Origin of the sequence: Streptomyces sp. NPDC051578 (assembly GCF_044454045.1) — a bacterium.
Classification (GTDB): Bacteria; Actinomycetota; Actinomycetes; order Streptomycetales; family Streptomycetaceae; genus Streptomyces.
On sequence record NZ_JBITDH010000007.1, the window covers coordinates 133,368 to 158,429 of the forward strand.

20 protein-coding genes and 1 tRNA gene are annotated in these 25,062 nt (G+C 73.2%); 15 read left to right on the forward strand and 6 right to left on the reverse strand.

Annotation, left to right across the window (positions count from 1 at the left end; all coding sequences use genetic code 11):
- Positions 1-133 precede the first annotated feature (133 nt).
- Together ACIA6C_RS25865 and ACIA6C_RS25870 are read left to right on the forward strand one after the other, a co-directional pair.
- Positions 134-1,150, forward strand: a complete 1,017-nt coding sequence (locus ACIA6C_RS25865) for a hypothetical protein (RefSeq protein WP_399279299.1) — start codon at positions 134-136, stop codon at positions 1,148-1,150.
- A 78-nt stretch (positions 1,151-1,228) separates the two neighbouring features.
- Positions 1,229-1,302 (forward strand) — tRNA-Ala (locus ACIA6C_RS25870).
- Between the two features lie 206 nt (positions 1,303-1,508).
- Here ACIA6C_RS25870 and ACIA6C_RS25875 read toward each other — a convergent pair.
- Positions 1,509-2,003: a GNAT family N-acetyltransferase gene (locus ACIA6C_RS25875; protein ID WP_399279301.1), complete on the reverse strand. Its 495-nt coding sequence runs from the start codon at positions 2,001-2,003 to the stop codon at positions 1,509-1,511.
- 38 nt (positions 2,004-2,041) lie between these two features.
- On the opposite strand from ACIA6C_RS25875, the gene ACIA6C_RS25880 reads away from it, so the two are divergent.
- Positions 2,042-2,845, forward strand: coding sequence for an exodeoxyribonuclease III (locus ACIA6C_RS25880; protein ID WP_399279303.1), 804 nt, complete (start codon positions 2,042-2,044; stop codon positions 2,843-2,845).
- Here ACIA6C_RS25880 and ACIA6C_RS25885 read toward each other — a convergent pair.
- A complete protein-coding gene (locus ACIA6C_RS25885) occupies positions 2,827-3,543 on the reverse strand; it encodes a MerR family transcriptional regulator (protein WP_399279305.1) in 717 nt (238 codons plus the stop codon). The two genes, ACIA6C_RS25880 and ACIA6C_RS25885, sit on opposite strands and share 19 nt — an antisense overlap.
- A 161-nt stretch (positions 3,544-3,704) precedes the next feature.
- Between ACIA6C_RS25885 and ACIA6C_RS25890 the strand changes: the two genes are divergently transcribed.
- Genes ACIA6C_RS25890 through ACIA6C_RS25900 form a run of 3 tightly spaced genes read left to right on the forward strand, consistent with a single transcriptional unit; the run spans position 3,705 to position 7,125 of the window.
- Positions 3,705-5,288, forward strand: a complete 1,584-nt coding sequence (locus ACIA6C_RS25890) for a flavin-containing monooxygenase (RefSeq protein WP_399279523.1) — start codon at positions 3,705-3,707, stop codon at positions 5,286-5,288.
- Complete coding sequence (locus ACIA6C_RS25895) at positions 5,285-6,235, forward strand: alpha/beta fold hydrolase (RefSeq protein WP_399279307.1); 951 nt, start codon at positions 5,285-5,287, stop codon at positions 6,233-6,235. Before ACIA6C_RS25890 ends, ACIA6C_RS25895 begins: the two co-directional genes overlap by 4 nt.
- Positions 6,232-7,125, forward strand: coding sequence for an SDR family oxidoreductase (locus ACIA6C_RS25900; protein WP_399279309.1), 894 nt, complete (start codon positions 6,232-6,234; stop codon positions 7,123-7,125). The genes ACIA6C_RS25895 and ACIA6C_RS25900 overlap by 4 nt, the downstream gene beginning before the upstream one ends.
- A 117-nt stretch (positions 7,126-7,242) precedes the next feature.
- Here the strand turns inward: ACIA6C_RS25900 and ACIA6C_RS25905 are convergent, their stop codons facing one another.
- On the reverse strand, positions 7,243-10,599 hold the full coding sequence (locus tag ACIA6C_RS25905; protein WP_399279311.1) for a S41 family peptidase: 3,357 nt from the start codon (positions 10,597-10,599) through the stop codon (positions 7,243-7,245).
- 154 nt (positions 10,600-10,753) lie between these two features.
- Between ACIA6C_RS25905 and ACIA6C_RS25910 the strand changes: the two genes are divergently transcribed.
- Both ACIA6C_RS25910 and ACIA6C_RS25915 read left to right on the forward strand, forming a co-directional pair.
- Positions 10,754-11,344, forward strand: coding sequence for a TetR/AcrR family transcriptional regulator (locus ACIA6C_RS25910; RefSeq protein WP_399279313.1), 591 nt, complete (start codon positions 10,754-10,756; stop codon positions 11,342-11,344).
- A gap of 138 nt (positions 11,345-11,482) precedes the next feature.
- Positions 11,483-13,675, forward strand: a complete 2,193-nt coding sequence (locus ACIA6C_RS25915; protein WP_399279315.1) for an MMPL family transporter — start codon at positions 11,483-11,485, stop codon at positions 13,673-13,675.
- Positions 13,676-13,808: 133 nt separating this feature from the next.
- On the opposite strand, the gene ACIA6C_RS25920 is transcribed toward ACIA6C_RS25915, so the two are convergent.
- Positions 13,809-14,195 carry an SsgA family sporulation/cell division regulator gene (locus ACIA6C_RS25920; RefSeq protein WP_366083280.1) on the reverse strand — a complete coding sequence of 129 codons (387 nt, stop codon included), beginning with the start codon at positions 14,193-14,195 and terminating at the stop codon, positions 13,809-13,811.
- 181 nt (positions 14,196-14,376) lie between these two features.
- Between ACIA6C_RS25920 and ACIA6C_RS25925 the strand changes: the two genes are divergently transcribed.
- Genes ACIA6C_RS25925 through ACIA6C_RS25940 form a run of 4 tightly spaced genes read left to right on the forward strand, consistent with a single transcriptional unit; the run spans position 14,377 to position 18,164 of the window.
- Entirely contained in the window at positions 14,377-15,432 is a 1,056-nt protein-coding gene (locus tag ACIA6C_RS25925) for an energy-coupling factor ABC transporter permease (RefSeq protein WP_399279318.1), read from the forward strand.
- A 1-nt stretch (position 15,433) separates the two neighbouring features.
- A complete protein-coding gene (gene cbiQ, locus ACIA6C_RS25930; protein ID WP_399279320.1) occupies positions 15,434-16,195 on the forward strand; it encodes a cobalt ECF transporter T component CbiQ in 762 nt (253 codons plus the stop codon).
- Positions 16,171-16,983: an energy-coupling factor ABC transporter ATP-binding protein gene (locus ACIA6C_RS25935; RefSeq protein ID WP_399279322.1), complete on the forward strand. Its 813-nt coding sequence runs from the start codon at positions 16,171-16,173 to the stop codon at positions 16,981-16,983. Before cbiQ ends, ACIA6C_RS25935 begins: the two co-directional genes overlap by 25 nt.
- A 14-nt stretch (positions 16,984-16,997) precedes the next feature.
- Entirely contained in the window at positions 16,998-18,164 is a 1,167-nt protein-coding gene (locus ACIA6C_RS25940; RefSeq protein WP_399279324.1) for a serine hydrolase domain-containing protein, read from the forward strand.
- A 434-nt stretch (positions 18,165-18,598) separates the two neighbouring features.
- Here ACIA6C_RS25940 and ACIA6C_RS25945 read toward each other — a convergent pair whose 3' ends face one another.
- Both ACIA6C_RS25945 and ACIA6C_RS25950 read right to left on the reverse strand, forming a co-directional pair.
- Entirely contained in the window at positions 18,599-20,221 is a 1,623-nt protein-coding gene (locus ACIA6C_RS25945; RefSeq protein WP_399279326.1) for a penicillin-binding transpeptidase domain-containing protein, read from the reverse strand.
- 200 nt (positions 20,222-20,421) lie between these two features.
- On the reverse strand, positions 20,422-22,188 hold the full coding sequence (locus ACIA6C_RS25950) for a dolichyl-phosphate-mannose--protein mannosyltransferase (RefSeq protein ID WP_399279328.1): 1,767 nt from the start codon (positions 22,186-22,188) through the stop codon (positions 20,422-20,424).
- 78 nt (positions 22,189-22,266) lie between these two features.
- Between ACIA6C_RS25950 and rsmI the strand changes: the two genes are divergently transcribed.
- The 3 genes from rsmI (at position 22,267) to ACIA6C_RS25965 (ending at position 24,814) form a co-directional block, all read left to right on the forward strand.
- Positions 22,267-23,163: a 16S rRNA (cytidine(1402)-2'-O)-methyltransferase gene (gene rsmI, locus ACIA6C_RS25955; protein ID WP_399279330.1), complete on the forward strand. Its 897-nt coding sequence runs from the start codon at positions 22,267-22,269 to the stop codon at positions 23,161-23,163.
- Between the two features lie 159 nt (positions 23,164-23,322).
- Positions 23,323-23,823, forward strand: a complete 501-nt coding sequence (locus ACIA6C_RS25960; RefSeq protein ID WP_399279332.1) for a hypothetical protein — start codon at positions 23,323-23,325, stop codon at positions 23,821-23,823.
- Between the two features lie 85 nt (positions 23,824-23,908).
- Positions 23,909-24,814 carry a TatD family hydrolase gene (locus tag ACIA6C_RS25965; RefSeq protein WP_399279334.1) on the forward strand — a complete coding sequence of 302 codons (906 nt, stop codon included), beginning with the start codon at positions 23,909-23,911 and terminating at the stop codon, positions 24,812-24,814.
- Positions 24,815-25,062: the final 248 nt, after the last annotated feature.

The window sequence follows — 25,062 nt, forward strand, 5'->3', positions numbered from 1 at the left end:
TTCGAATTCTTTCGGGTGCGTCCATAACCTGATCCGAAGAATCACAAAAAAAGTCCGTGATATCAGCGAGATCGCGCGACACACCGGCCCAATTGGCCGATCCCCCCGGCCGCATCCCTCTACGGTGTGGGGTGTGAGCAGCAGCGGCCTCATCTACGCAGTCATTGTCGGGGCCTGGGCCGCCTACTTGGTGCCCATGTGGCTCCGGAGGCAGGACGAGCTGAACGAAGCCCGTCCGACGGAACGCTTCTCCACTGCCATCCGGCTGCTTTCCGGCCGGGCGGGAATGGAGCGCCGTTACGCCAAGGGACTGCGTGAGCGCGGTGCCGAAGAGGTGGAACCCCAGCCCCACACGGACCCGGACGCGGCGACGGAAACGGTGAATTCCGTGGAAGCCGACGCCCGGGCCTTCGTCGTGCCCCCGACCAGGGCGGAACCGAGGTCCGCGGGCGCGCAGCGGGCGGAGCGGGCCCGGCGCGAGCAGCGCCTCCAGGTCCTCGCCCGCCGTCGGCGCACCACCGCGCTGCTCTTCCTGATCTTCACGCTGGGCGCGGTCGTCGCCGCGGTCGGCGGGCTGGGCTTCCTGTGGGCGCCGGCCGCCCCCGCGCTGCTGCTGAGCGCGTACATCGTGCACCTGCGGGTCCAGGAGCGGCGCCGCTACGAGTTCACCATGGACCGCCGGCGGGCGGAGGCGGCCGCCCGGCGGCTGCGCGAGCACCACTCGCGCCGCCGGGAGTCCGAGGCCGCGGCCGGCGTCGAACCCGACCCCGCGCCGCCGGTGTCCCCGCAGGAGGCGGGGCGGCGCGCGGTGGTGGAGCAGACCGACCACGCCGAGTGGGTGGACCAGCAGCGCGAACGCGAGCGGGGTCCGGCGCGCGGCGACAGCTGGGAGCCGGTGCCGGTCCCCCTGCCGACCTACGTGACGGCCCCGGTCGCCCCCCGCGCCACCGGCCCGGCGGCGCCCGACGCCTGGAGCGCGACCCGCTCCAGCACCGCGGAGCCGACCGAACCCCGCCTGCGCGCCCAGCCGGGCCCCCCGAAGCCCGCGGCGGAACCGAAGCCCCCGCGCCCCCGCGGCCGCGACGGCGGCCGCACCCCGCTCTTCGACCAGTACGAGGGCGAGTCCCGCCCGCGCGCCGCGAACGAGTGATCGGTGACCTGCGCGGACGCTCCCGGGAACCGGTTTTGGAGCACCCGCGCGGGGATGCTAATGTTTCACACGTCGCAAGGGCCTGTGGCGCAGTCTGGTAGCGCACCTCGTTCGCATCGAGGGGGTCTGGGGTTCAAATCCCCACAGGTCCACAAACGACAGTTCCCGGGTTGCTCCCGAGAACGTCATGAGATCCCGCCCGGTCGAAAGACCGGGCGGGATCTTCTGCGTTGCGGACCGGAGCCCCCCCGCTCGCCCGCGCCCCGAGCGCCGCCGACCCCGACCGACGGCCGTCAGGCGGATCGGCACGGTCGGGCTCCTCGTCGAGGGGACGGGCTGACACGCCGTCGGCGAGGGGTCAGCGGGTCAGGGGTTTGGACATGCAGATGCTGGAGTCGTACGTGCGGTAGTAGCCGAACTTGGGGCAGTCGGAGTAGCCCGAGGAGCGGTAGAGGGCTATGGCCTCCGGTTGTTGGTCGCCGGTTTCGAGGACCATGCGCAGGCGGCCGGCCTCGCGGGCGTCGGTTTCGAGGAGGGCGAGGATGCGGCGGGCCAGGCCGAGGCCGCGGGCCTCGGGGACGACGTACATCCGCTTGAGTTCCGCGTCGCCGTCGAGGTAGCCCTCCGGGCTTTCGTCACGGGCCCGCCAGCCGCCGCTCGCGACCGGGGCGTCCGATGTGTCGTAGGCCACGAAGTACAGGCCGTTCGGCGGGGCGAACATCGCCGGGTCGAGGACCGTGGCGTCGCCCTCCCCCTCGTAGCGGGCCTGGTATTCGAGCTGGACCTGGTCGTTGAGCTTGACCGCGTCCGGGTGGTCGTACGGCACGGCGCGGAGGGTTATCCCGTGAGACATCGGAACATCGTACGGAACGCTCCCGCTATCGTGCGGGGATGCTCACCGTGACCACCGTGAATGTGAATGGGATCCGCGCCGCAGCGAAGAAGGGCTTCGTGGAGTGGCTGGCGGGGTCCGACGCCGACGTCGTGTGCCTCCAGGAGGTACGGGCCGAGGAAGGGCAGATCCCGGTGGAGGCGCGGGAGCCCGAGGGGTGGCACATCGTGTTCGCCCCGGCCGCCGTCAAGGGCCGGGCCGGGGTCGCCCTGTACACGCGCCGGGCGCCGGAGCGGGTGCAGATCGGATTCGGGAGCGCCGAGTTCGACGGCTCCGGCCGGTACGTCGAGGTGGACCTGCCAGGGGTGACCGTGGCGAGCCTGTACCTGCCGTCCGGGGAGGCCGGTACGGAGAAGCAGGACGAGAAGTACCGGTTCATGGAGGAGTTCATCGCCCACCTCGCCGAGCTCAAGGCGCGGGCCGCCGCCGACGGGCGCGAGGTCGTGGTCTGCGGCGACTGGAACATCTGCCACCAGGAGGCCGACCTCAAGAACTGGAAGACCAACCGCAAGAACGCCGGCTTCCTGCCCGAGGAGCGGGAGTGGCTCGGCAAGGTGTACCGGGAGGCCGGCTACGTCGACGTGGTGCGCGTGCTGCACCCGGACACCGAAGGGCCGTACTCCTGGTGGTCCTACCGCGGCCGGGCCTTCGACAACGACGCGGGCTGGCGCATCGACCTCCAGGTGGCCACCCCGGGACTGGCGGGCCGCGCCGTCAAGGCGTGGGTGGAGCGCGCCGAGACGCACCCGGAGCGGTGGTCCGACCACGCCCCGGTGACGGTGGTCTACGAGCTCGGGTCCTGACCTTCGCAGGCCCCCGGCGCTTCCGGCGCCCCCGCGGTCCCCGGCGCCCCCGAGGCCAGCAGGCGGTCCATCGCCATGGTGAGCTCCGCCTCGACCACGCTCTTGGCGAGCGGCCGCAGCCGCGGCAGGGCGTCCTGCGCCAGGTGCGCGGAGATCAGCTCCGTGAACAGGGCCGCCATCGCGTCGGCGTGCTCGCGCACCCGGCGGCCCGTCTCCAGCACTGCGGCGAGCGGAACGCCCTCGCGGACCAGGGCCGAGGAGACCTCCAGCAGACGGCGGCTGACGTGCACGATCTCGTCGCCGTCCACGGCGAGGTAGCCGAGGTCCAGGGAGGCCGCCAGGTTCTCCGAGGTGACCTCCCCCTCGAAGAAGTCGGCCAGCGCCTCGGGTGTCAGGCGTACGGGGGTCTCCTCCGACCAGCCGATTCCGAGCAGCTCGCCGAGCTGGCCGACGTCGCGGCCGTGCTCGAAGGCGGCGGTCAGCTCGGCGATCCCGCCGAGGGTGTGGCCGCGTTCCAGGAGGGCGGCGATGGTGCGCAGCCGGGCGAGGTGGTGCTCGTCGTACCAGGCGATCCGGCCTTCGCGGCGGGGCGGTGGGAGGAGCTTGCGCTCGCGGTAGAAGCGCAGGGTGCGCACCGGGATGCCGGCCGCCTCGGCCAGCTCCTCCGTACGGTATTCGTGTGTCTTCTCTTCCGCCACATGCGCAGCGTAGGGCGTACCCGCAGTAACTTTCCCGGCGAGACCCCTACCCATGGGTACGGGGCTGCTCTACTCTCCCGATTGTGCCAGTGATTGCTGGCAGTGTTCGGTGATGGTGCGGCTGGGACAGTGGAAGCGGAAGGCGGGCGGGCATGGGCGGCATGGACGGGCGCGAACATGTGCGGGTGGCGGTGATCGGCTCCGGGTTCGGCGGGCTGGGCGCCGCGGTACGGTTGCGGCGCGAAGGGATCACCGACTTCGTCGTACTGGAACGGGCCGGCTCCGTCGGCGGCACCTGGCGCGACAACAGCTATCCCGGGTGCGCGTGCGACGTCCCCTCGCACCTGTACTCGTTCTCCTTCGCCCCCAACCCGGACTGGCCCCGGACCTTCTCCGGGCAGCCCGCCATCCGCGCGTACCTGGAACACGTCGCCGACACCTTCGGGCTGCGCCCGCACATCCGGCTGGACAGCGAGGTCCGGATGATGCGCTGGGACGCCGACGAGCTGCGCTGGGAGATCGAGACCTCCGCGGGTGAACTGACCGCCGACGTCGTCGTGTCGGCGACCGGGCCGCTGTCGGACCCGAAGATGCCGGAGGTCCCGGGCCTGGACACGTTCCCGGGCAAGGTCTTCCACTCCGCCCGCTGGGACCACGACTACGACCTGCGCGGCAAGCGCGTCGCGATGATCGGCACCGGCGCATCGGCGATCCAGATCGTCCCCGCCATCGCCCCCGACGTGGAGCGCCTGACGCTGTTCCAGCGCACCCCGCCGTGGGTGATGCCCCGGACGGACCGGGCGATCTCCACCGCCGAGCGCTGGCTGCACCGCCAACTGCCGTTCACCCGGGCGGCGCGGCGCGGGCTGCTGTGGGGGATCCGCGAACTCCAGGTCAGCGCCTTCACCAAGCGGCCGAACCAGCTCGGGCTGATCGAGTCCCTGGCCAAGGCCAACATGGCGCGCTCGATCAAGGACCCGCAGCTGCGGGACAAGCTGACCCCCTCCTACCGGATCGGCTGCAAGCGGATCCTGCTGTCCAGCGAGTACTACCCGGCGCTCGCCCGGCCCAACGTGGACCTGGTGGCCTCCGGACTCGCGGAGGTCCGCGGCAGCACGCTCGTGGCGGCGGACGGGACCGAGGCCGAGGTGGACGCCGTCATCTTCGGCACGGGCTTCCACGTCACCGACATGCCGATCGCCGACCGGGTGGTGGGTGCCGGGGGCGGGACGCTCGCGGACGCGTGGAAGGACGGGATGCAGGCCCTGCGCGGGGCGACGGCGGCCGGCTTCCCCAACTGGATGACGATCATCGGGCCGAACACGGGGCTCGGCAACAGCTCGATGATCCTCATGATCGAGTCGCAGCTGAACTACATGGCCGACTACCTGCGTCAGCTGAACGTGCTCGGCGGGCGGGCCGCCCTCGCCGCCAGGCCCTCGGCGGTCGGCGCCTGGAACCGGCGCGTCCAGGCCCGCATGGAGCGGACGGTCTGGAACACCGGCGGCTGCACCAGCTGGTACCTGGACCCGAGCGGCCGCAACACGACCGTCTGGCCGGGCACCACGGGCGAGTTCCGGCGCGAGACGCGTTCCGTCGACCTCGCGGAGTACGAGGTCGTACGCGTCCGGGACCGCGACCGGGTCGCCGCCGCCAAGGCCGTGGTCCCGGCGCCCGCCGGTCCCGCCGCTGCGGCCGACGCCCCCGCCGCCGCCCCCGCTCCCGTCGAGGAGGGCGCGGCATGAGGCGCCCGGCGCACGTCACCTCCGGCCGGTACGCGCCCCCGCCCGCCGGGCGCGAACTGGTCGCCGTCTCCGCCGACGGGGCCCGGCTGCACGTCGAGGTCCACGGCGACGAGGGCGCCCCGCCCGTGGTGCTCTCCCACGGCTGGACCTGCTCCACCGCCTTCTGGGCCGCCCAGATACGCGACCTGGCCCGGGACCACCGGGTCATCGCCTACGACCAGCGGGGCCACGGCCGCAGCCCCGCCGGGCGCTGGTACTCCACCGCCGCGCTCGCCGACGACCTCCTCGCGGTGCTGGACGCCACCCTCGCCCCCGGTGAACGGGCCGTCGTCGCGGGCCACTCCATGGGCGGCATGACGATCATGGCCGCCGCCGGGCGGCCGGGCTTCGCCGAGCGCGTGGCGGCCGCCCTGCTGTGCAGCACCGGCAGCTCGCGGCTCGTCGCGGAGGCACTGGTGCTGCCGGTGCCCGCCGGACGCGCCCGGACCCGTATCACCGGCGCGATCCTCGCGTCCCGCGCCCCCCTCGGGCCCGTCACGCCGGTCGGCAAGCGCGTGCTGAGGTACGCCACCATGGGCCCCGCCGCCACGCCGGACCAGATCGAGGCCTGCGCCCGCATCGTGCACGGCTGCCCCACCGGCGTCCGGCACGCCTGGTCGCAGGTGCTCGCCGGGCTCGACCTGGAGGCCGGCCTGGCCGCGCTGACCGTGCCCACCGCCGTCATCGGCGGCACCGAAGACCGGCTGACCCCGATCCTGCACGCCCGCGCCCTCGCCGCCGCGCTGCCCGACTGCACCGGCCTCACCGAGCTGCCCGGCATGGGCCACATGACCCCGATCGAGGCGCCGGACGCCGTCATCCGCGTGATACGCGAGCTGGCCGCCCGCCGCCCGGCGCAGCACCGCCCCGACACCCCGCAGGCCGCCCCGAAGGAGAAGACGCCGTGAGCACTCGCAGGAGCCTGGAAGGCCAGGTCGCCGTCGTCACCGGTGCCGCTCGCGGGGTCGGTGAACTGCTGGCCCGCAAGCTGTCCGCGCGCGGCGCGAAGGTCGCCCTGGTCGGGTTGGAGCCGGAGGCCCTCAAGGAGGTCTCCGAGCGGCTGCACACCGACAGCGCCCACTGGCACGCCGACGTCACCGACCACGAGGCGATGGCCCGCGTCGCGCAGGAGGTCAAGCAGCGCTTCGGCAAGGTGGACGTCGTCGTCGCCAACGCGGGCGTCGCCTCCGGCGGGCCGTTCGCCGACTCCGATCCCGACGCCTGGCGCCGGGTGATCGAGGTCAACCTGATCGGCGGAGCCGTGACCGCCCGCGCGTTCCTGCCCGTACTGACCGAGAGCCGCGGGTACTTCCTCCAGATCGCCTCCCTCGCGGCGATCACCCCGGCGCCCATGATGACGGCGTACTGCGCGTCCAAGTCCGGGGTCGAGGCGTTCGCGCACTGCCTGCGCGCCGAGGTCGGCTACAGGGGCGTGAAAGTGGGCGTCGGCTACCTCTCCTGGACCGACACCGACATGGTGCGCGGCGCCGACCAGGACGAGGTCATGCGGGAGCTGCGCGGCCGGCTGCCGTGGCCGGCGAACCGCACCTACCCGCTCGGCCCGGCCGTCGACCGGATCGTGGCCGGCATCGAGAGGCGCTCGGCGCACGTGTACGCGCAGTGGTGGCTGCGGGGCACGCAGGGCGTACGGGGCTACCTGCCGGCGCTCATCGCGGCCGGCGGCCGGCGGGAGATGCGGCACTTCGAGCCCCGGCTGGCCGGCATCCCGCGGGGGCTGGTGGGCGCGGGGGGCGCTGCCGACGAGCAGGAGCGGACGGCGGCCGCGCCGCGCGCCTGACCGGCAAGGCCGAGGGGCGCGGGGGGCCGGGAGCGAGGGGGCTCGGGGCCCGGGGCACGGAGGCGCGGGAGCCCGGGGCCGCCGGGGGCGGCCCGCCCGGGCGGGCCGCCCCCGCGCCTACGCCCTCGGCGGCAGCTTCGGGCGGCGCAGGTCAGGCACGTCCTCGTAGCCCGGCGGGACCGCCGCAGGGTCCTGCTCCAGGAGCTCCAGCGCCAGGTGCACGGCGTCGTCCAGCTGCGCGTGCCGCCCCTCCGCCCAGTCGAGCGGGGTGCGCAGGATCGCGAGGTCCGGCTCCACGCCGTGGTTCTCCACCGACCAGCCGTACTCCGGGAACCACGCCGCGTTCATCGGGACGGTGATCACCGTGCCGTCCCCCAGGGTGTGCCGGCCGGTCATCCCGACCACCCCGCCCCAGGTGCGCTGGCCGACGACCGGCCCGAGCCCCAGCAGCTTGAACGCCGCCGTGATCATGTCCCCGTCGGAGGAGGTCGCCTCGTCGGCCAGGGCCACGATCGGACCCCGGGGCGCGTTCGAGGCGTACGACACCGGCTGCGCGCCCCGGGTGAGGTCCCAGCCGAGGATCGACCGGGTCAGCTTCTCCACCACCAGCTCGCTGATGTGCCCGCCCGCGTTGCCGCGCACGTCCACGATCAGCGCGGGCCGCGACATCTCCATGCGCAGGTCCCGGTTGAACTGGGCCCACCCCGAGCCGCCCATGTCGGGGATGTGGAGGTAGCCGCACTTGCCGCCGCTGAGCTCACGGACCACCGCCCGCCGCTTGGAGACCCAGTCCTGGTAGCGCAGGGGCCTTTCGTCGATGAGCGGGACGACCGCGACCCGGCGCGCCCGGCCCTCGCCCTCGGCCGGCTCGAAGGTCAGCTCGACCGTGGTGCCGCCCGCCGCCGACAGCAGGGGGTACGGACCCGCCACCGGGTCGACCGGGCGGCCGTCGACGTGGGTGAGGGCCGCGCCCTCGCGGATGCCGGTACCGGCGAGCGGGGAACGGGCCTTGGAGTCCGAGGACTCGCCGGGCAGGATCCGCGAGACGACCCAGGCCCCGTCGCGGGGGACCAGGTTGGCACCGAGGAGGCCGATGGCCCGCTGGTAGTGCGGGGGCCCCTCGTTGCGGCGCGCGGGGGACACGTAGGCGTGCGAGGTGCCGAGCTCGCCGAGCACCTCGCGCAGCAGGTCCGCGAACTCGTCGGGCGAGGCGACCCGTTCGACCAGGGGGCGGTACTGGCGCAGTACCCCGTCCCAGTCGACGCCGCACATGTCCGGCTCCCAGAAGTAGGCGCGGATCAGCCGGCCCGCCTCCTCGAAGGCCTGGCGCCATTCGGCGGCCGGGTCGACCTCGTGGAGGATGCGCCGCAGGTCCAGGTAGACGGTGGAGTCGCTGTCGCCCGACTCGGTCGCGGGGACCGCCCGCAGATCGCCGTCGTCGTTGACCACCAGCCGGGTGCCGTCGCCGCTGACCGCGAACCAGTCCAGCCCGGAGGCCAGTTCGGTCTTGCGCGCCTTGGTGATGTCGAAGTACTCCAGCGTCGGCTTGCCGGTCATGTCCGCGGGGTTGGCGAAGGTCTCGCCGAGCGCGCCCGAGATCGGCCAGCGCAGCCAGACCAGCCCGCCGCCGTGCACCGGGTACAGGGCGGAGTACTTGGACGCGGCCACCGGGAAGGGCGTCACCCGGCTCTCCAGCCCCTCCACCTCCACCGTCACCGCGCCGTCGCCCTCGCCCGACTCGCCCTCCACCGGGTCGAGTCCGCCCGCGGCGGGCCTGCCGTCGGGGGTGAACGCGAACGGCGAGGGCGTGGCCGAGGACAGCGGCACCAGGTACGGGCGGCAGCCCAGCGGGAAGGACAGGTCGCCGGTGTGCACGTCGTACACCGGGTCGAAGCCGCGCCAGGACAGGAAGGCGAGGTAGCGGCCGTCCCGGGTGAAGACCGGGTTCTCGTCCTCGAAGCGGCCGTTGGTGACGTCGACGACCGTGCGGGGGCCGGGGCCGGCGATGCGCGCCATCTTGATCTGGCGCAGCGACCGTCCGATGCCGGGGTGCGACCAGGTCAGCCAGCAGCCGTCGGGCGAGAACGCCAGGTCGTTGACGGGCCCGTTGACGGACCGCACCAGCTCGGTGACCTCGCCGCCGGAGCCGCCGGAGCCTTCTGCGCTTTCGGGGCCGTCGGAGCCCTCCACCGCTTCGCCGGCCTCCGGCTCCTCCGTGGTGTCGATGAGCAGCAGCCGCCCGTCGTTCGAGGCGATGGCCAGGCGCTCCCCGTCCGGGTCGGACACCAGTTCCAGGACCCGGCCGAGCTTCCCGGAGGCCAGCCGGCGGGGCTGCCGCGGCCCGGAGGCCCGGGGCAGGTAGGCGATCTCGATGGCGTCCTCGCCCTCGGCGTCCGTCACGTACGCGACCTGCCCGCCGCTGCCGAGCATCTCGGGCAGCCGCACGCGCACGCCGGGGGTGTCGGCGATGGTGCGGGCAGGGCCGTCGCGGTGGGTGAGCCAGTACAGGCTGCCGCGCACGACGACGGCGCTGGCCCGGCCGGTGGTGTCGACGGAGAGCGAGTCGACGTGGCTGGCGGCCGGTACCTGGTACGTGCGCCGTCCCGCGCGCGGGCCGCCGAGGCGGACGTCGAGCCGCCGCGGGGAGGCGTCGGCGGCCAGCGAGTCCACGAGCCACAGGTCGCCCGCGCACTGGTAGACGACCCGGGCGCCGTCGCTGGAGGCGTGGCGGGCGTAGAACTCCTCGTGGTCGGTGTGGCGTCGCAGGTCGGTGCCGTCGGGCAGGCAGGAGTAGAGGTTGCCGATCCCCTCGTGGTCGGAGAGGAAGGCGATCCGGCCGTCCACGAACATGGGCGAGTCGAGGTGGCCCTCGATGTCCTCCAGCAGCCGGGTACCGTGCAGCCAGAGCCGGCCGGTGGCGCCGCCCCGGTAGCGCTTCCAGGCCGCCGGTTCGTGCGGCGGCTTGCCGGTGAGCAGCAGGGTGCGCCGCTCGGGCGCGCCGTTCGCGCCCGGGACGTCCTGGACGGCGATGTCGGAGACCGGGCCCCAGGGGAGCCGGCCGCCGGGGCTGCCGTCGGTGGGCAGGCAGTAGGCCCAGGAGTAGTAGGAGAAGGGCTGGCCGTGCGAGGAGACGGCCAGGATGTCGCTGCGGCCGTCCTTGTCCGGCGGGGTCCAGCAGCAGACCCGGGTGTCGGTGGAGCCCCAGTAGCTGAGTCTGCGGGCGGGCCCGCCGTCCACGGGGGCGAGGTGGATCTCCGGGTCGAGGCTGCGCCAGGTGGTGAAGGCGATGTGGCGCCCGTCGGGGGAGAAGCGCGGGTGCCCGACCCGCGTCCGGTCGACGGTGATCCGCCAGGCCCGGCCGGCGTCGGCGCCGGCCGGGACGAGGGGCGCCACCCAGAGGTCGTCTTCGGTGGCGAAGCACAGGAGGTCGTCGTGCAGGTGCGGGTATCGGAGGTACGCGCCGTCGTGACTCACCCCCCAATGCTTTCCGTGCGGAGGGGCCCTGGCAACTCGTACAGGTGATCCATGCCACCTCGCCCGATCGAAACGGAACGGTTTCGTTTCGTTGGGCGCGAGGGGTATGGTTCGACGTGTACGAAACGGTTCCGTTCGGATGGGAGGTGCGGAGATGCTCGAAGAGGTCTCGTCGCGGCGCACCCGGATCACCCCCGAACGGGAAGCCGAACTCCACGGGGCGGTCCTGGACCTCCTGCGCGAGGTCGGCTACGAGGCGCTGACCATGGACGCGGTCGCCGCCCGCACGAGGTCCAGCAAGGCGACCCTCTACCGCCAGTGGGGGAGCAAGCCGGAGCTGGTCGCCAAGGCCCTGCGGTGCACCCAGCCGGTCTCCCTGCGGGAGATCGACACCGGCAGTCTGCGCGGGGACCTCGCCCTCATGGTCGAGCACTCCGACGACGCGCAGATGGCCAAGGACACCGCCCTGATGCGGGGCCTGGCCCACGCGGTCCACGAGAGCCCGGAGCTCCACAAGGCGCTGCGCGACCTGCTGGTGGACCCCGAACTCAACGGTTTGCAGGTCATGCTGCGGCGCGCGGTGGACCGGGGCGAGATCGCCCCGGACTGTCCGGCGCTCGACTTCGTACCGCACATGCTCATCGGGGCGTTCATCGCGCTCCCGCTGATCGAGGACCGCTCGGTCGACCGGGCTTTCCTCGGCCGCTTCATCGACGCCGTGGTGTTCCCCGCCCTCGGCGTCTGACCTCTCCGCCCACCCTCCCCGGGGTGGTCCGCTGCTCCTGACACGCCGCTCTCGTCGTCGGGCCGGCTCTCCATGCCCTCGGGGGGTGCCTCACGGCGCCCCCACCCCTTCCACGACCCGAACGGGAGAACCACCGACGTGGCCACCTTCCTCTACCGACTCGGCAGGGGCGCCTTCCGGCGCCGTCGCTTCGTCGCCCTCCTCTGGGTGGCACTGCTGTTCGCCGCCGGCTTCGGCGCGGCGACGGCGTCCGCCCCCACCTCAGGCTCGTTCTCCATACCCGGCACGGAGGCCCAGAAGGCCTTCGACCTGCTGGAGCAGCGCTTCCCGGGCATGACCGCCAACGGCGCGACCGCCCGCATCGTCATCAAGGCCCCGGACGGGGCCAAGGTCACCGACCCGGCCCCCAAGGCCCAGGTCGAGAAGATCGTCTCCGGTCTCAAGGGCGGCGCCGGCGCCGCCCAGATCGCGTCGGTCGACGACCCGTACCAGTCCAAGGCGATCAGCCAGGACTCCCGTACCGCCTACATCAGCACCAAGTACAAGGTCAGCGGCATGGAGCTGACCGACGCGACGCGTGAGGCGCTCAAGGAGTCCGGCAAGGACGCCCAGGCGGCCGGGCTGACCGTCGAGATCGGCGGTGACGCGCTGATGGAGGCTCCCGAGACCGGCTCCGGCGAGGTCATCGGCATCCTGATCGCGGCCGTCGTCCTGGTCATCACCTTCGGCTCGCTGATCGCGGCCGGACTGCCGCTGCTGACCGCGCTGATCGGCGTGGGCATCGGCGTCTCCTCCATCACCGCGCTCGCCAACGTGCTGGACCTCGGCTCCACCACCTCCACCCTCGCGATGATGATCGGCCTCGCCGTCGGCATCGACTACGCCCTCTTCATCGTCTCCCGCTACCGCGCGGAGCTCGCCGAGGGCCGCGAGCGCGACGAGGCCGCGGGCCGGGCCGCCGGAACCGCTGGTTCCGCCGTGGTGTTCGCCGGTCTGACCGTGGTCATCGCCCTGGTGGGCCTGGCCGTCGTCAACATCCCGATGCTGACGAAGATGGGCTTCGCGGCCGCCGGCACCGTCGTCATCGCCGTCCTCGTCGCCCTCACCCTGGTCCCGGCCATCCTCGGCTTCGCGGGCAAGAAGGTCCTCCCGGCCGGTACCAAGAGCCGGTTGTTCGGCAAGGGCAAGCCGGCCGGCGCCGAGCCCAAGGCCAACGGCGGCACCCGCTGGGCCCGCTTCGTCCTGCGCCGCCCGGTCATCGTGCTGCTGGCCGGCCTCATCGGCCTCGGCGCTGTCGCGATCCCGGCGAGCAAGCTGGAGATGGGCCTGCCGGACGACGGCGCGAAGCCGACCTCCACCAGCCAGCGCAGGGCTTACGACCTGCTGTCCGAGGGCTTCGGCCCCGGCTTCAACGGCCCGCTGATGGTGGTCGTCGACGGCGACAAGGCGCTCGCCGACAAGACCGCCGAGCGGATCAAGGGCCTGGACGGGGTGGCGGTCGTGATGCCGCCGGTCCAGAACGGGGCCAAGGACGCGGCGATCGTCAGCGTCATCCCGAAGGACCGTCCGTCCTCCGTCGAGACCGAGGACCTGGTCCACTCGATCCGCGAGGGCAACGGCAAGGACGTGTTCGTCAGCGGCCAGACCGCGATGAACATCGACTTCTCGCAGAAGATGAACGACGCGCTGCTGCCCTACCTGGCGCTCGTGGTCGGCCTCGCCTTCCTGTTGCTGATGCTGGTCTTCCGCTCGGTCCTGGTCCCGCTCAAGGCGGCCCTCGGCTTCCTGCTGTCGGTCGTCGCCGCCCTCGGCGCGGTCGTCGCCGTCTTCCAGTGGGGCTGGCTGGGCTCGCTCTTCGGGGTGGAGCAGACCGGTCCGATCATGTCGATGATGCCGATCTTCATGGTCGGCGTGGTCTTCGGCCTGGCCATGGACTACGAGGTCTTCCTCGTCACCCGGATGCGTGAGGCGTACGTCCACGGCGAGCGCCCGGGCCAGGCTGTGGTGACCGGCTTCCAGTACAGCGCCCGCGTGGTCGTGGCCGCCGCCGTCATCATGATCGCCGTCTTCTCCGGCTTCCTCGGAGCCAGCGACGCGATGGTCAAGATGATCGGCTTCGGCCTGGCCGTGGCCGTCCTCTTCGACGCCTTCGTGGTCCGCATGGCCATCGTCCCGGCGGTGCTCGCGCTGCTCGGGCACAAGGCGTGGTGGCTGCCGAAGTGGCTCGACCGCATCCTGCCGAACGTGGACGTGGAGGGCGAGAGCCTGCGCAAACACCTCGGGGAGGCCGCGCACGGTCCGGACAAGGACCGGGAGCTGGTCGACGCCTGACGTTGCACCGCACGGGTGAACGACGCCCGCAGGAGCGATGCCCGGGTGGACGACGCCCGGGTGGACGACCGGCCCCGCACCGCCTGATCGCCAGGTGGTGCGGGGCCGGTCCGTTCCGTTCCGCGTCCGCCGGCTAGCGGGCCGCCGCGAACGTACGGCGCAGGAAGCGGCGCAGCGCGGCGCTGTCGAACTGGACGACGGCCACGCCCTCGGGCGAGTGGAACTCCACGATCACCTGCACCCGGCCGCAGGGCCAGATGCGTACGTCGCCCGTCCCGCTCGGGGCCAGCAGGCCCGCCTCCAGCAGGGCGCGGGGGAAGACCCACTCGTTGTCGGTGCCCTCGGGGGAGACGCCGGCGGGGAAGACGATCCGGACGGCGAGCGGCTCGTCGGGCGTGAAGCGAAGGGCGACCGGAATGGCGCGGTAGAGCGGATCGTCGGTGATCACGCGGGCGCGGACCCGTTCCTCGACTGCGGTCGCGGTGGCCGTCGCGTGGGGATTCTCGGCGGTGGCTGACATCTCCAAGACTCCTCCATATCGGGACATATGGGTCCGTATGCCCCCCAGCCTCGCACATTTCCACGAAACCGCCCGCTTCTATTCGTGCGGTGCGCGCTCTTGCCAACGGTTTGCAACTGGGCACTATTCTTGAACGGTTAAACAGTGTCGCGAGTCAACCGCAGGAAGCGGAGCCAAACCCATGCACGTGCCCGACGGCTTCATCGATGCCCCCGTCTCCATAGCCGCAGGTGTCGCAGCCGCCGGAGCGGTGGCCGTCAGCCTCCGCGGCGCCCGCCGTGAGCTCGAAGACAGCGCCGCGCCGCTCGCCGGGCTGGTGGCGGCCTTCATCTTCGCCGTGCAGATGCTGAACTTCCCCGTCGCCGCCGGCACCAGCGGACACCTGCTCGGCGGAGCGCTCGCGGCGATACTCGTCGGCCCCTACACCGGGGTGCTCTGCGTGTCGGTGGTGCTGCTCATGCAGGGCGTGCTCTTCGCCGACGGCGGTCTGACCGCCCTCGGCGTCAACGTCATGAACATGGCCGTCGTCACCGTCGTCGTCGCCTACGCCGTGTTCCGCACCCTGGTGAAGGTGCTGCCCAAGACCCGCCGCTCGGTCACCGCCGCCGCCTTCACCGGCGCCCTGCTGTCCGTACCCGGCGCGGCCGTCATGTTCACCCTCTTCTACGCCCTCGGCGGCACCACCGACGTACCGCTCGGCAAGGTGTTCACCGCCATGGTCGGCGTGCACGTCCTCATCGGCCTCGGCGAGGCGGTCATCACCGCCGCGACGGTGGGCGCGGTCCTCGCGGTACGCCCCGACCTGGTGCACGGCGCGCGCGGGCTGAGCACGCCGCTCAAGCTGCGCGTCGGCGGTGAACTCGTCGACGCGCCCGCCACCGCGCCCGCCGCGCCCGTCGGCGGCCCCCGCTCCACCAGGCCCGTGTGGATCACCGGGCTGCTCACCGCCCTCGTGCTCGCCGGGTTCGTCTCGTACTACGCCTCCGCCAGCCCGGACGGCCTGGAGAAGGTCGCCGCCGACAAGGGCATCGACCGCAACGAGCGACAGCACGCCGCCGCAGGCTCCCCGCTCGCCGACTACAGCGTCAAGGACGTCACCGACACCCGTCTGTCCGGCGGTCTCGCGGGCGTCATCGGCGTCGGTGCGACCGTCGCCGTCGGCACCGGGATCTTCTGGACCGTGCGCCGCCGCCGCGCGGAGGACCTCACGGCCACCTCGACCTCGGCCGCCGGCTGACATGGGCGCGGGCCACAGCCACAAGCTCTACCGCCACGGGCACTCGGCGGTGCACGCGCTGCCGCCGCAGTGCAAGCTCGCCGCCGCCTTCGCCTTCGTGGTGGTCGTCGTCTCCACGCCCCGCGAGGCGGTGTGGGCGTTCGCCCTCTACGCCGTCCTGCTCGCCGCCGCCGCGGCGGCGGCCCGGATCCCGGCCGGCTTCCTGCTGCGGCGGCTGCTGATCGAAGTCCCGTTCGTCGCCTTCGCGGTCCTCATGCCCTTCGTGGCGCAGGGCGAGCGGGTGGAGGTGCTCGGCGTGTCGCTGAGCGTCTCCGGCCTGTGGGGCGCCTGGAACGTGCTGGCCAAGGGCACTCTCGGGGTGGCCGCCTCGGTGCTGCTCGCGTCGACGACCGAACTGCGGGCGCTGCTGCTCGGCCTGCAGCGGCTGAAACTGCCGCCGCTGCTGGTCCAGATCGCCACCTTCATGATCCGGTACGGCGACGTGATCACCGATGAGCTGCGGCGGATGTCCATCGCCCGGCGCTCGCGCGGCTTCGAGGCGCGCGGCGTGCGGCACTGGGGGGTGCTGGCCAAGACCGCCGGCTCGCTGTTCATCCGTTCCTACGAGCGCGGCGAGCGGGTCTACCTCGCGATGGTCAGCCGCGGCTACGCCGGCTCGATGCCGGTGATCGAAGACATCGCGGCCTCGCGCGCCCAGTGGGCGCACGCGGCCGCACTCCCGGTGACGGCCCTCGCCGTATGTCTGATGGGATGGACGCTGTGACCACCGACGCACCCTCTCTCGAAGTCTCCGGCCTCGCGTACGCCTACCCCGACGGGCACCAGGCGCTCTTCGGCGTCGACCTGACCGTCCGGCGCGGGGAACGGGTGGCGCTGCTCGGCCCGAACGGCGCGGGCAAGACCACCCTCGTACTACACCTCAACGGCATCCTGGGCGGTGGCGTCGGCAAGGTGAGCGTGGCCGGGCTGCCCGTGGAGAAGCGGAACTTCGCCGAGGTCCGCCGCCGGGTCGGGATCGTCTTCCAGGACCCCGACGACCAGCTGTTCATGCCGACGGTGCGCGAGGACGTGGCCTTCGGACCGGCGGCGGCCGGGATGCGGGGCGCGGAACTGCGGGCACGGGTGGAGGAGGCGCTGGAGCAGGTGGGGATGGCCGCCTTCGCGGACCGGCCGCCGCACCACCTGTCCTTCGGGCAGCGCCGCCGGGTGGCGGTGGCGACCGTGCTCGCGATGCGGCCGGAGATCCTGGTGCTGGACGAGCCGTCCTCCAACCTGGACCCGGCGTCGCGGCGCGAGCTCGCGGACATCCTGCGTTCGCTGGACGTGACGGTGCTGATGGTGACGCACGACCTGCCGTACGCGCTGGAGCTGTGCCCGCGCGCGGTGGTCCTCAGCGAGGGGGTCATCGCGGCCGACGGGCGCACGCAGGACCTGCTGTGCGACGAGGAGCTGATGCGGGCGCACCGGCTGGAGCTGCCGTTCGGCTTCGACCCGCGGTCGGTGACGCTGCCGGTGGCGGCGGCAGGGGCCGGCATAAGTGCCTTCGGCTGATTGTTGGAGCGCTCGTGAACATCCAGGGTGAGGTGGCGGAGGGCTTCGAGCCCGTCCGGGACGCTTTCGTACGCAACTTCGAGGTGCGCGGGGACCGGGGTGCGGCCGTCACCGTGTACCGGGACGGGCGCCGGGTCGTCGACCTGTGGGCCGGGACGAAGGACGCGGACGGCGGCGGGCCCTGGGAGGAGGGGACCGCACAGGTGGTGCGGTCCGCGACCAAGGGCGTGGCGGCGGCGGCGCCGCTGCTGCTCCACCAGCGGGGGCTGCTGGACCTCGACGCGCCGGTGGGGGCGTACTGGCCGGAGTTCAAGGCGGGCGGCAAGGACCGCGCGCTGGTCCGGGACCTGCTCGCCCACCGGGCGGGGGTGCCGGCGCTGGACCGGCCGCTGGACCCGGCCGAGGCCGTCGACGGGGTCTCGGGGGCGCGGGCGGTCGCCGGGCAGCAGGCGTTCTGGGAACCGGGCACGGAGCACGGCTACCACGCGCAGACCTACAGCTGGCTGCTGTCGGAGCTGGTGCTGCGGGTGACCGGGGAATCGATCGGGAGCTGGCTGGCCCGCGAGGTCACCGGCCCGCTCGGGCTGGACTTCTGGATCGGCCTGCCGGAAGCGGAAGCGGCCCGCGTGGGACGGGTCGGGGCCGTGGAGCCGCCGGAGCCGGAGGGGGGCCTTCGCACGCGCCCGCGGCGAAACGTTTCGCAGGCGTACGCGGACCCGTCCTCCCTGACCCGGCGCGCCTTCGGTGCGATAGCCCCGCTGCCGGACGAGAACGCCCCCGAGTACCGGGCGGCGGAGCTGCCGGCCTCGGCGGGTATCGGGACGGCGCGGGCACTGGCCGGGTTCTACGCGGCGCTGCTCGGGGACACCGAGGACGGCGCGCGGCTGTTCACCCCCGGGACGGCGGCGCTGGCGTCCCGCGAGCTGTCGTCGGGGCCGGACCGGGTGCTGGTGGTGAACACCTGCTTCGGCCCGGGCTACATGCTGCACGGCCCGGCCTCGCCCCTGCTGTCCCCGGCGTCGTTCGGCCACCCGGGCCGGGGCGGCTCCCTGGCGTTCGCCGACGCGGAGGCGGGCATCGGCTTCGGCTACGTCACGAACGCCCTGGCCAAGTCGGTCACGGCGGACCCCCGCCCCCAGGCGCTGATCCGCGCCCTGCACGCATCCCTGTCGGCCGCCTGACGCCCTGCCCTTGGGGCCGTGGCCTTCGTGCCGCTGCGCGGGTCTTCGGCGGCCTGACGCCTGCCCTTGGAGCCTTGGGGGCCGTGGCTTTCGTGCCGCGGCGCGGGTCTTCGGCGGCCTGACGCCCTGCCCGGCCCGGTCTTCGCGGCCGTCGTGCCGCGGCGGCCCTCGCCTGCCGTGCGGGGGCGGTTCCGTACGGCAGCGACCGCAGCCGCCGTCTCCTGGGCGGGGCTGGGGCCCGGCAGCCGGGACGGCGCGCGCCCTGATCGGCGCGAGGGCCCTTGACCCTCATCCGGGCATCCCCGCGCCGCGACTGGTGCGGGGCCCCCGCGGCGGCCGGCCCGGCCGCTCCGCCCGGCGTCCGCCGGACGGAGTCCGGCGCAGCGGCGCGAAGCCCGGGAGGCCCGCCGGGGCCGAGCGGTGCGAGGGCCGCGTCAGGAAGAAGAGGCCCGGAGCACCGCCGCGACGACGGGGCCCGCCGCGTCCGCGCCGTGGCCGCCCGCTTCGACCATGGCGGCCGCCGCCACGTCGTCGCTGAACCCGGTGAACCAGCTGTCCGGGCTGACGCCGTCCACCTCCGCGGAGCCGGTCTTGGCGCCCTTGTCGCCGCCGACCGAGGACATCGTGCCCGCCGCCGTCCCGCTCGACGCGGTCAGCCGCATCATCGACACCAGCTGCTGCCGCACCGACGGCTTCATCCCCCGCGCCGCCGCCGCGACCGGCCGGCCGTCCAGCTCCGCCGGCACCAGCAGCGGCTGGTGGAACTGCCCGCTGCGCGCCGTGGCCGTGAGGGAGGCGACGTTCAGCGGGTTCATGGTGATGTTGCCCTGCCCGATGTACTCGGCCGCCGCCTCCGCGCCCGAGGTGACGGGGACCTTGCCGTCGACCGACTGGACGCCCGTCTTCCAGTCCAGGCCTATGCCGAAGACCTCCTTCGCCTCCTTCGCCAGCGCCGCGTCGTCCTTGACGTCGTCGATCTGCTTGATGAAGGCGGTGTTGCAGGACTTGGCGAAGCTGGTCGCGAAACTCGCGCCGGGCAGCTCGAAGTTGCCGAGGTTGTGGAACGTACGGCCGCCCCAGGCCGCCTCCTTGACGCACTCCGCCGGCTTGTCGGCGGCCGCCTTGCCCCGGTCGAGCAGCATCGCCGCCGTCACTATCTTCATCGTCGAGCCGGGGGCGCGGGCGCCCTGCATCGCCGCGTTGAAGCCGTCCTTGCGGTTGTTCGCCACGGCCAGGACGTGCCCCGTGCTGGGCTGGACGGCGACCACCGAGGACTCCGGGTACCGGCCCACGGCCTTCTCCGCCGCCGCCTGCACCCGCGCGTCCAGGTACGTCGTGAGCGTCGCGGGCTCGCCCTCCGCCAAGGTGAGCAGGGTCCGCTGCGGCGCGCCCGCGACGGCCGGCTCGATGAACAGCGCCGCACCGGGTTTGCCGCCCGCCTTCGCGCCGTACGTCCGCGTCAGCTCGGCGAGGACCGGGCCCAGTGAGGGGTACTTCTCCGCCGTCAGCTCCTCACCCCTGTGGTCCACGGCCTTGACCGGTGCGCTCGCGGGCGCCCCGACGCGCAGCCGTTCGCCCTTCTGGAGCTGCGGGTGGAGGACCGACGGCTGCCAGTCGACCAGCGCCTTCCCGGTGGAGACGCCGCGTACGACGCTCAGCTGGGAGTCGTAGGCGAGGGGCTTGGTCGTGCCCTCGTACGTCACCTCCGCCTCGACCTTGAACGGCACGGTGGTGCCGTTCGGCGTGCCGGGGGTGATCACGGCCTTCGACACGTACGCCTTGGCCGCGAAGTCGGCGACCGCGGTCTGCGCCTCCTGCGCGTTGTTCGTCAGGTCGGCTGCCGCCCGGTAGTCCCCCGAGGCCCAGGCGGCGAGGAAGGCCTTTGCGGTCTGCTCGGTCTCCTTCGTGCTCGGGGGACCGGTCTCCTTGGCGGTGGCCGCCGTGCCCGTCGCCCCGGCGACGTCCTCCCCGACCAGCGTGTACACGCCCCACCCGGCCCCGCCGACCGCCGCGAGGAACACCCCGCCGACGATGACACCCTTCGCCGCCCCGTTCACTTGCGTCCCCTCCCCGGGCCACAGTCCCTGAACATGTTCAAGAACCTTTTGGTGTGGACCTTACGCGCTGCGAAACCCGCGGACACGTCTCGTTACCGGACCGGAACGTCCTGGCCGATTCTCGCCCCCACGCGAAAGGTCCGGCGCCCTGACGGCACCGGACCACGTCCGTCCTGCGTTCACCCAGGTCTCACGGGGCTTCAAACCCAGGTGTCCAGCCACATGCGGCCGCGCCAGGAGTCCAGCGGGATGCTCCCGCCCGTGTAGATCGGCCAGAAGTAGATGAAGTTCCAGATGATCAGCAGGACCAGGACGCCCGCGCCGATCGCGCCCAGGGCGCGGCGGCGCTCCGAGGAGCCCGCCGGGCCCAGGAGGGCGCCGATCATCATCGTCACCGCCAGGCACAGGTACGGGACGAAGACCACCGCGTAGAAGTAGAAGATCGTGCGTTCCTGGTAGTTGAACCACGGCAGCAGGCCCGCGGCCAGCGCGCACGCGATCGCGCCCGCCCGCCAGTCGCGGCGGAAGAACCACCGCCACAGCACGTACAGCAGCGCGAAGCAGCCCGCCCACCACAGCAGCGGAGTGCCCATGGCCAGCACCTCGCGGGCGCACTTGGTCGTCGCGGTCGCCGGGCAGCCGTCCGTGCCGGGCGCAGGGGACTCGTAGAAGTAGGAGACGGGCCGGCCCAGCACGAGCCAGCTCCACGGGTTCGACTCGTACGTGTGACCCGAGGTCAGGCCGACGTGGAACTTGTACACCTCGGTCTCGTAGTGCCACAGGCTGCGCAGCCACTCCGGCAGCCAGGACAGCGAACTGCCCCGGTCGTTCTTGGCGGCCCAGTCGCGGAAGTAGCCGCCCTTGCCGTTGTCCGCGCTCAGGAGCCAGCCCGTCCAGGACGCCAGGTAGACGCCGATCGCCACCGGCACCGTCGACAGGAACGCCGGCAGCGCGTCCCGGCGCAGCACCGCCGCGTACGGGGAGCCCGCGCCCGCCGTGCGGCGCGCCGCCGCGTCCCACAGCACCGTCAGCACGCCGAAGAAGGCCAGCACCACCAGGCCGTTCCACTTCGTGCCGAACGCCAGGCCCAGGCAGACGCCCGCCAGGAGCCGGTACGGGCGCCACCCCAGCCGCAGCGTCCGCGCGACCTCGGCGTCCGGCCGGGTGCGGCCGTCGCCGTCCACGGGCAGCGCCGCCGCGAGCCGCGCCCGCGTCCGGTCCCGGTCGATGACCAGCGCCCCGAAAGCGGCCAGGACGAAGAACATCAGGACCAGGTCGAGCAGCGCGGTCCGGCTCATCACCAGGTGCAGCCCGTCCACCGCCAGCAGCGCACCGGCCAGGCAGCCCAGGAACGTCGAGCGGAACAGCCGCCGGCCGATCCGGCACAGCATCAGGACCGACAAGGTGCCCAGCACCGCGGTCATGAACCGCCAGCCGAACGGATCGAAACCGAACATCCACTCGCCGAGGCCGATCACCCACTTGCCGACCGGCGGGTGGACGACGTAGCCGGGCTCCAGCGGCAGCGCGACCCCGTTCGGGTCGGCGAGGATCGACTTGTCGACGTCCTTGGGCCAACTCGCCTCGTAGCCCTGCCGGATCGTGGCCCACGCGTCCTTCGCGTAGTACGTCTCGTCGAATATCACCGCCTTCGGGCTGCCGAGGTGGGCGAACCGCAGCACCCCCGCCACCAGCGTCACGAGCAGCGGACCCACCCACGCCATGACGCGCTGCCAGCGCTCGCGCGCCGCGACGGGCACGCCGAGCGCCGTCCACAGCTGCTCGGAGGGCCGCGCGTACGCGGGCACGAGACGGGTGCGGACGTCCGCGCCCCGTGCGCGCGGGGCGTAGCCGAAGCCGCGCAGGCGGCGGAGCCAGACGGGCGGCTCGGGGTCGGGGCCGCGGCCGCCCGGCGGGACGGGCGGGGCCCCCGCGGGGCTGGGCGACGGCGTCGCGGTACTGGTCACCGGATCATCGTAGGGAACGCGGCTGTGGGAACCCCAGTGCCTGCGCGAGTCCCGTGGGGCGGCTGAGAGGATGGACCGGTGACGACTGACCAGCCCCGCGCCGCCGTGACCCCCTCCGCCAACGGCGTGCTCGTGCTCGCCGGGACCCCGATCGGCGACCTCGCCGACGCCCCGCCGCGCCTCGGGGCCGAGCTGGAGCGGGCCGATGTGATCGCCGCAGAGGACACCCGGCGGCTGCGCCGGCTCACCCAGGGGCTCGGTGTGCACACCACCGGGCGCGTGCTGTCGTACTTCGAGGGCAACGAGTCCGCCCGCACCCCCGAGCTGGTCGAGGCCCTGGAGTCCGGCAAGCGGGTGCTGCTGGTCACCGACGCCGGGATGCCCTCGGTCTCCGACCCCGGATACCGCCTCGTCGCCGCGGCCGTGACCAAGGACATCAAGGTCACCGCCGTCCCCGGCCCCTCCGCCGTACTGACCGCGCTCGCGCTGTCGGGACTGCCCGTCGACCGGTTCTGCTTCGAGGGGTTCCTGCCGCGCAAGGCGGGCGAGCGCCTCGGCCGCCTCCGCGAGGTCGAGGCCGAGCGGCGCACGCTCGTCTACTTCGAGGCCCCGCACCGGCTGGACGACACCCTCGCCGCGATGGCCGAGGTGTTCGGAGAGGGCCGGCGGGCCGCGGTGTGCCGGGAGCTGACCAAGACGTACGAGGAGGTCAAGCGTGGCGTCCTCGCCGAGCTGGCGGCCTGGGCGGCGGAAGGCGTGCGTGGCGAGATCACGATCGTGGTCGAGGGCGCACCGGCGGCCGCGCCGGGCGACGTCGACGACGAGGAGCTGGTGCGCAGGGTGCGGGTGCGCGAGGAGGCCGGGGAGAGGCGCAAGGAGGCCATCGCCGCGGTCGCCGCCGAGGCCGGTGTACCCAAGCGTGACGTCTTCGACGCGGTGGTGGCGGCAAAGAATGCGGCACGGAACGAGGCGTAGGTCGGTAAAGAGATAACCTGAAAAGCAAAGCTCAGACCGCGCACCGGCCCTTTTGGGCATGAGTGGCCAAAAGTCCGTCCAACACTGGACAGGGCCTGATGCGCTCCTGCCCGAAGAGGCGTCCACTGGCAATGCACCAGTGGAACAAGAGGAGCTGGCATGAGTGAGATCGCTGAGACCCCGGCACCCGCACCGACCGCCGCCGCCGCCATACCCACCGCCCCGCCGAGGCCGTCCGTACACACCGTGCACGAGGCGTACTCGTTCGCCTGCATGAAGTGCGGCTACGGCTGGGAGCAGGGGTACGAGATCGAACACCACGTGGACGGCAAGGGCCAGCCCTTCATCGTGTACACGGCCGGCAGCGAGCGGGTTCCGTCGCCCCTGTCCAACCCGACCTGCATGAACTGCGGGGGCCACATCGTCCGCATCATGCGCGAGGGACAGGTCAAGTCGGTCCTCGGCATGCTCGACCAGCTCTACCACCAGGCCATCCACCCCGGCATCGCCGGGCCGGTCCCGGCCACGCAGGACGCCCCTCGCCCGCCGAAGCCGCGCAAGGCGCCCCTCACGCACGAGGGCCCCGGCCCGGTGCCCGCCGGGTCCCCCGCCGTACGGCGCGGCCCGCTGGCCCGACTGCGGAGCCTGTTCCGCAGGTGAGCGGCGGCTGAGCGCCGACCGAGCAGCCGAAGGGCAGCGGTCGGGCGGCGGGACCCGCCGCCCGACCGGTCATAAGATCGGCCTCATGAGCCGTACCCCGAACGACGCGCCGCCCCCACTGCCCGAACCGCTGCGGGTGGCGGTCGCCGACTCGCACACCCACCTGGACATGCAGTCCGGAACCGTCGAAGAAGGCCTGGCCAAGGCCGCCTCCGTGGGCGTGACCACCGTCGTCCAGGTCGGCTGCGACGTGAAGGGCTCGCGCTGGGCCGCCGAGACCGCCGCCGCGTACGAGAACGTCCACGCAGCGGTCGCCCTTCACCCGAACGAAGCGCCCCGCATCGTGCACGGTGATCACGTGGGTACCTCCCAGCCCCCTGGGGCCGGGGGAGGCCGGTCGAGGCAGGGCGCACGGAGCGGCGGCGGCGACGGGGCGCTGGACGAGGCACTGGCCGAGATCGAGGCCCTGGCCGCGCTCCCGCAGGTCAAGGCGGTCGGGGAGACGGGGCTGGACTACTTCCGCACCGGACCCGAGGGCGTGGCCGCGCAGGAGCGTTCCTTCCGCGCGCACATCGAGATCGCCAAACGTCAGGGCAAGGCGCTGGTCATCCACGACCGCGACGCCCACGCCGACGTGCTGCGCGTGCTGCGCGAGGAGGGCGCCCCGGAGCGGACCGTCTTCCACTGCTACTCCGGTGACGCCGCCATGGCCCGCGAGTGCGCCGCCGCCGGGTACTACATGTCCTTCGCCGGGACCGTCACCTTCAAGAACGCCACACCGCTGCGCGAGGCGCTCGCGGTCGCCCCGCTCGACCTGGTGCTCGTGGAGACGGACGCCCCGTACCTCACCCCCGCGCCGTACCGGGGGCGGCCGAACGCGCCCTACCTCATTCCGCTGACGGTACGGGCGATGGCGGCGGTGCGGGGCCTGGACGAGGACGCGATGGCCACCGCCCTGGCCGCCAACACGGCCCGCGCGTTCGGCTACTGAGGGGCCGTCGACTCCGACACGCTGGGTATCCACGCGGCTTTGATGAGTGACGGCCGTTGCCGCTAGGGTGCCGTGCCCGAACCAGCGGGGCCGGACACGTGGAGCGACGTCGTGAGCGAGACACAGGGCAGTGGCGGCGGCCGGGCCGCGCGGACGGCCGCGCCCCGGCCGGCCGGGGCGAGGGAGGGATGGGCCGCGGGCTTCGACGCGGCGGAGCCGGCGGCCTGGCCGTCCGCCGCCGACGCGCC

Bases quoted from the DNA above. Each gene is read 5' to 3' on its own strand.
- ACIA6C_RS25920 (WP_366083280.1), bottom strand. From the start codon at position 14,195: ATGTCAGCCACCGCCGAGAATCCCCACGCGACGGCCACCGCGACCGCA.
- ACIA6C_RS25925 (WP_399279318.1), top strand. From the start codon at position 14,377: ATGCACGTGCCCGACGGCTTCATCGATGCCCCCGTCTCCATAGCCGCA.
- ACIA6C_RS25965 (WP_399279334.1), top strand. From the start codon at position 23,909: ATGAGCCGTACCCCGAACGACGCGCCGCCCCCACTGCCCGAACCGCTG.
- ACIA6C_RS25960 (WP_399279332.1), top strand. From the start codon at position 23,323: ATGAGTGAGATCGCTGAGACCCCGGCACCCGCACCGACCGCCGCCGCC.
- ACIA6C_RS25880 (WP_399279303.1), top strand. From the start codon at position 2,042: ATGCTCACCGTGACCACCGTGAATGTGAATGGGATCCGCGCCGCAGCG.
- ACIA6C_RS25875 (WP_399279301.1), bottom strand. From the start codon at position 2,003: ATGTCTCACGGGATAACCCTCCGCGCCGTGCCGTACGACCACCCGGAC.
- ACIA6C_RS25890 (WP_399279523.1), top strand. From the start codon at position 3,705: ATGGACGGGCGCGAACATGTGCGGGTGGCGGTGATCGGCTCCGGGTTC.
- ACIA6C_RS25935 (WP_399279322.1), top strand. From the start codon at position 16,171: ATGTCTGATGGGATGGACGCTGTGACCACCGACGCACCCTCTCTCGAA.
- ACIA6C_RS25910 (WP_399279313.1), top strand. From the start codon at position 10,754: ATGCTCGAAGAGGTCTCGTCGCGGCGCACCCGGATCACCCCCGAACGG.
- ACIA6C_RS25895 (WP_399279307.1), top strand. From the start codon at position 5,285: ATGAGGCGCCCGGCGCACGTCACCTCCGGCCGGTACGCGCCCCCGCCC.
- cbiQ (WP_399279320.1), top strand. From the start codon at position 15,434: ATGGGCGCGGGCCACAGCCACAAGCTCTACCGCCACGGGCACTCGGCG.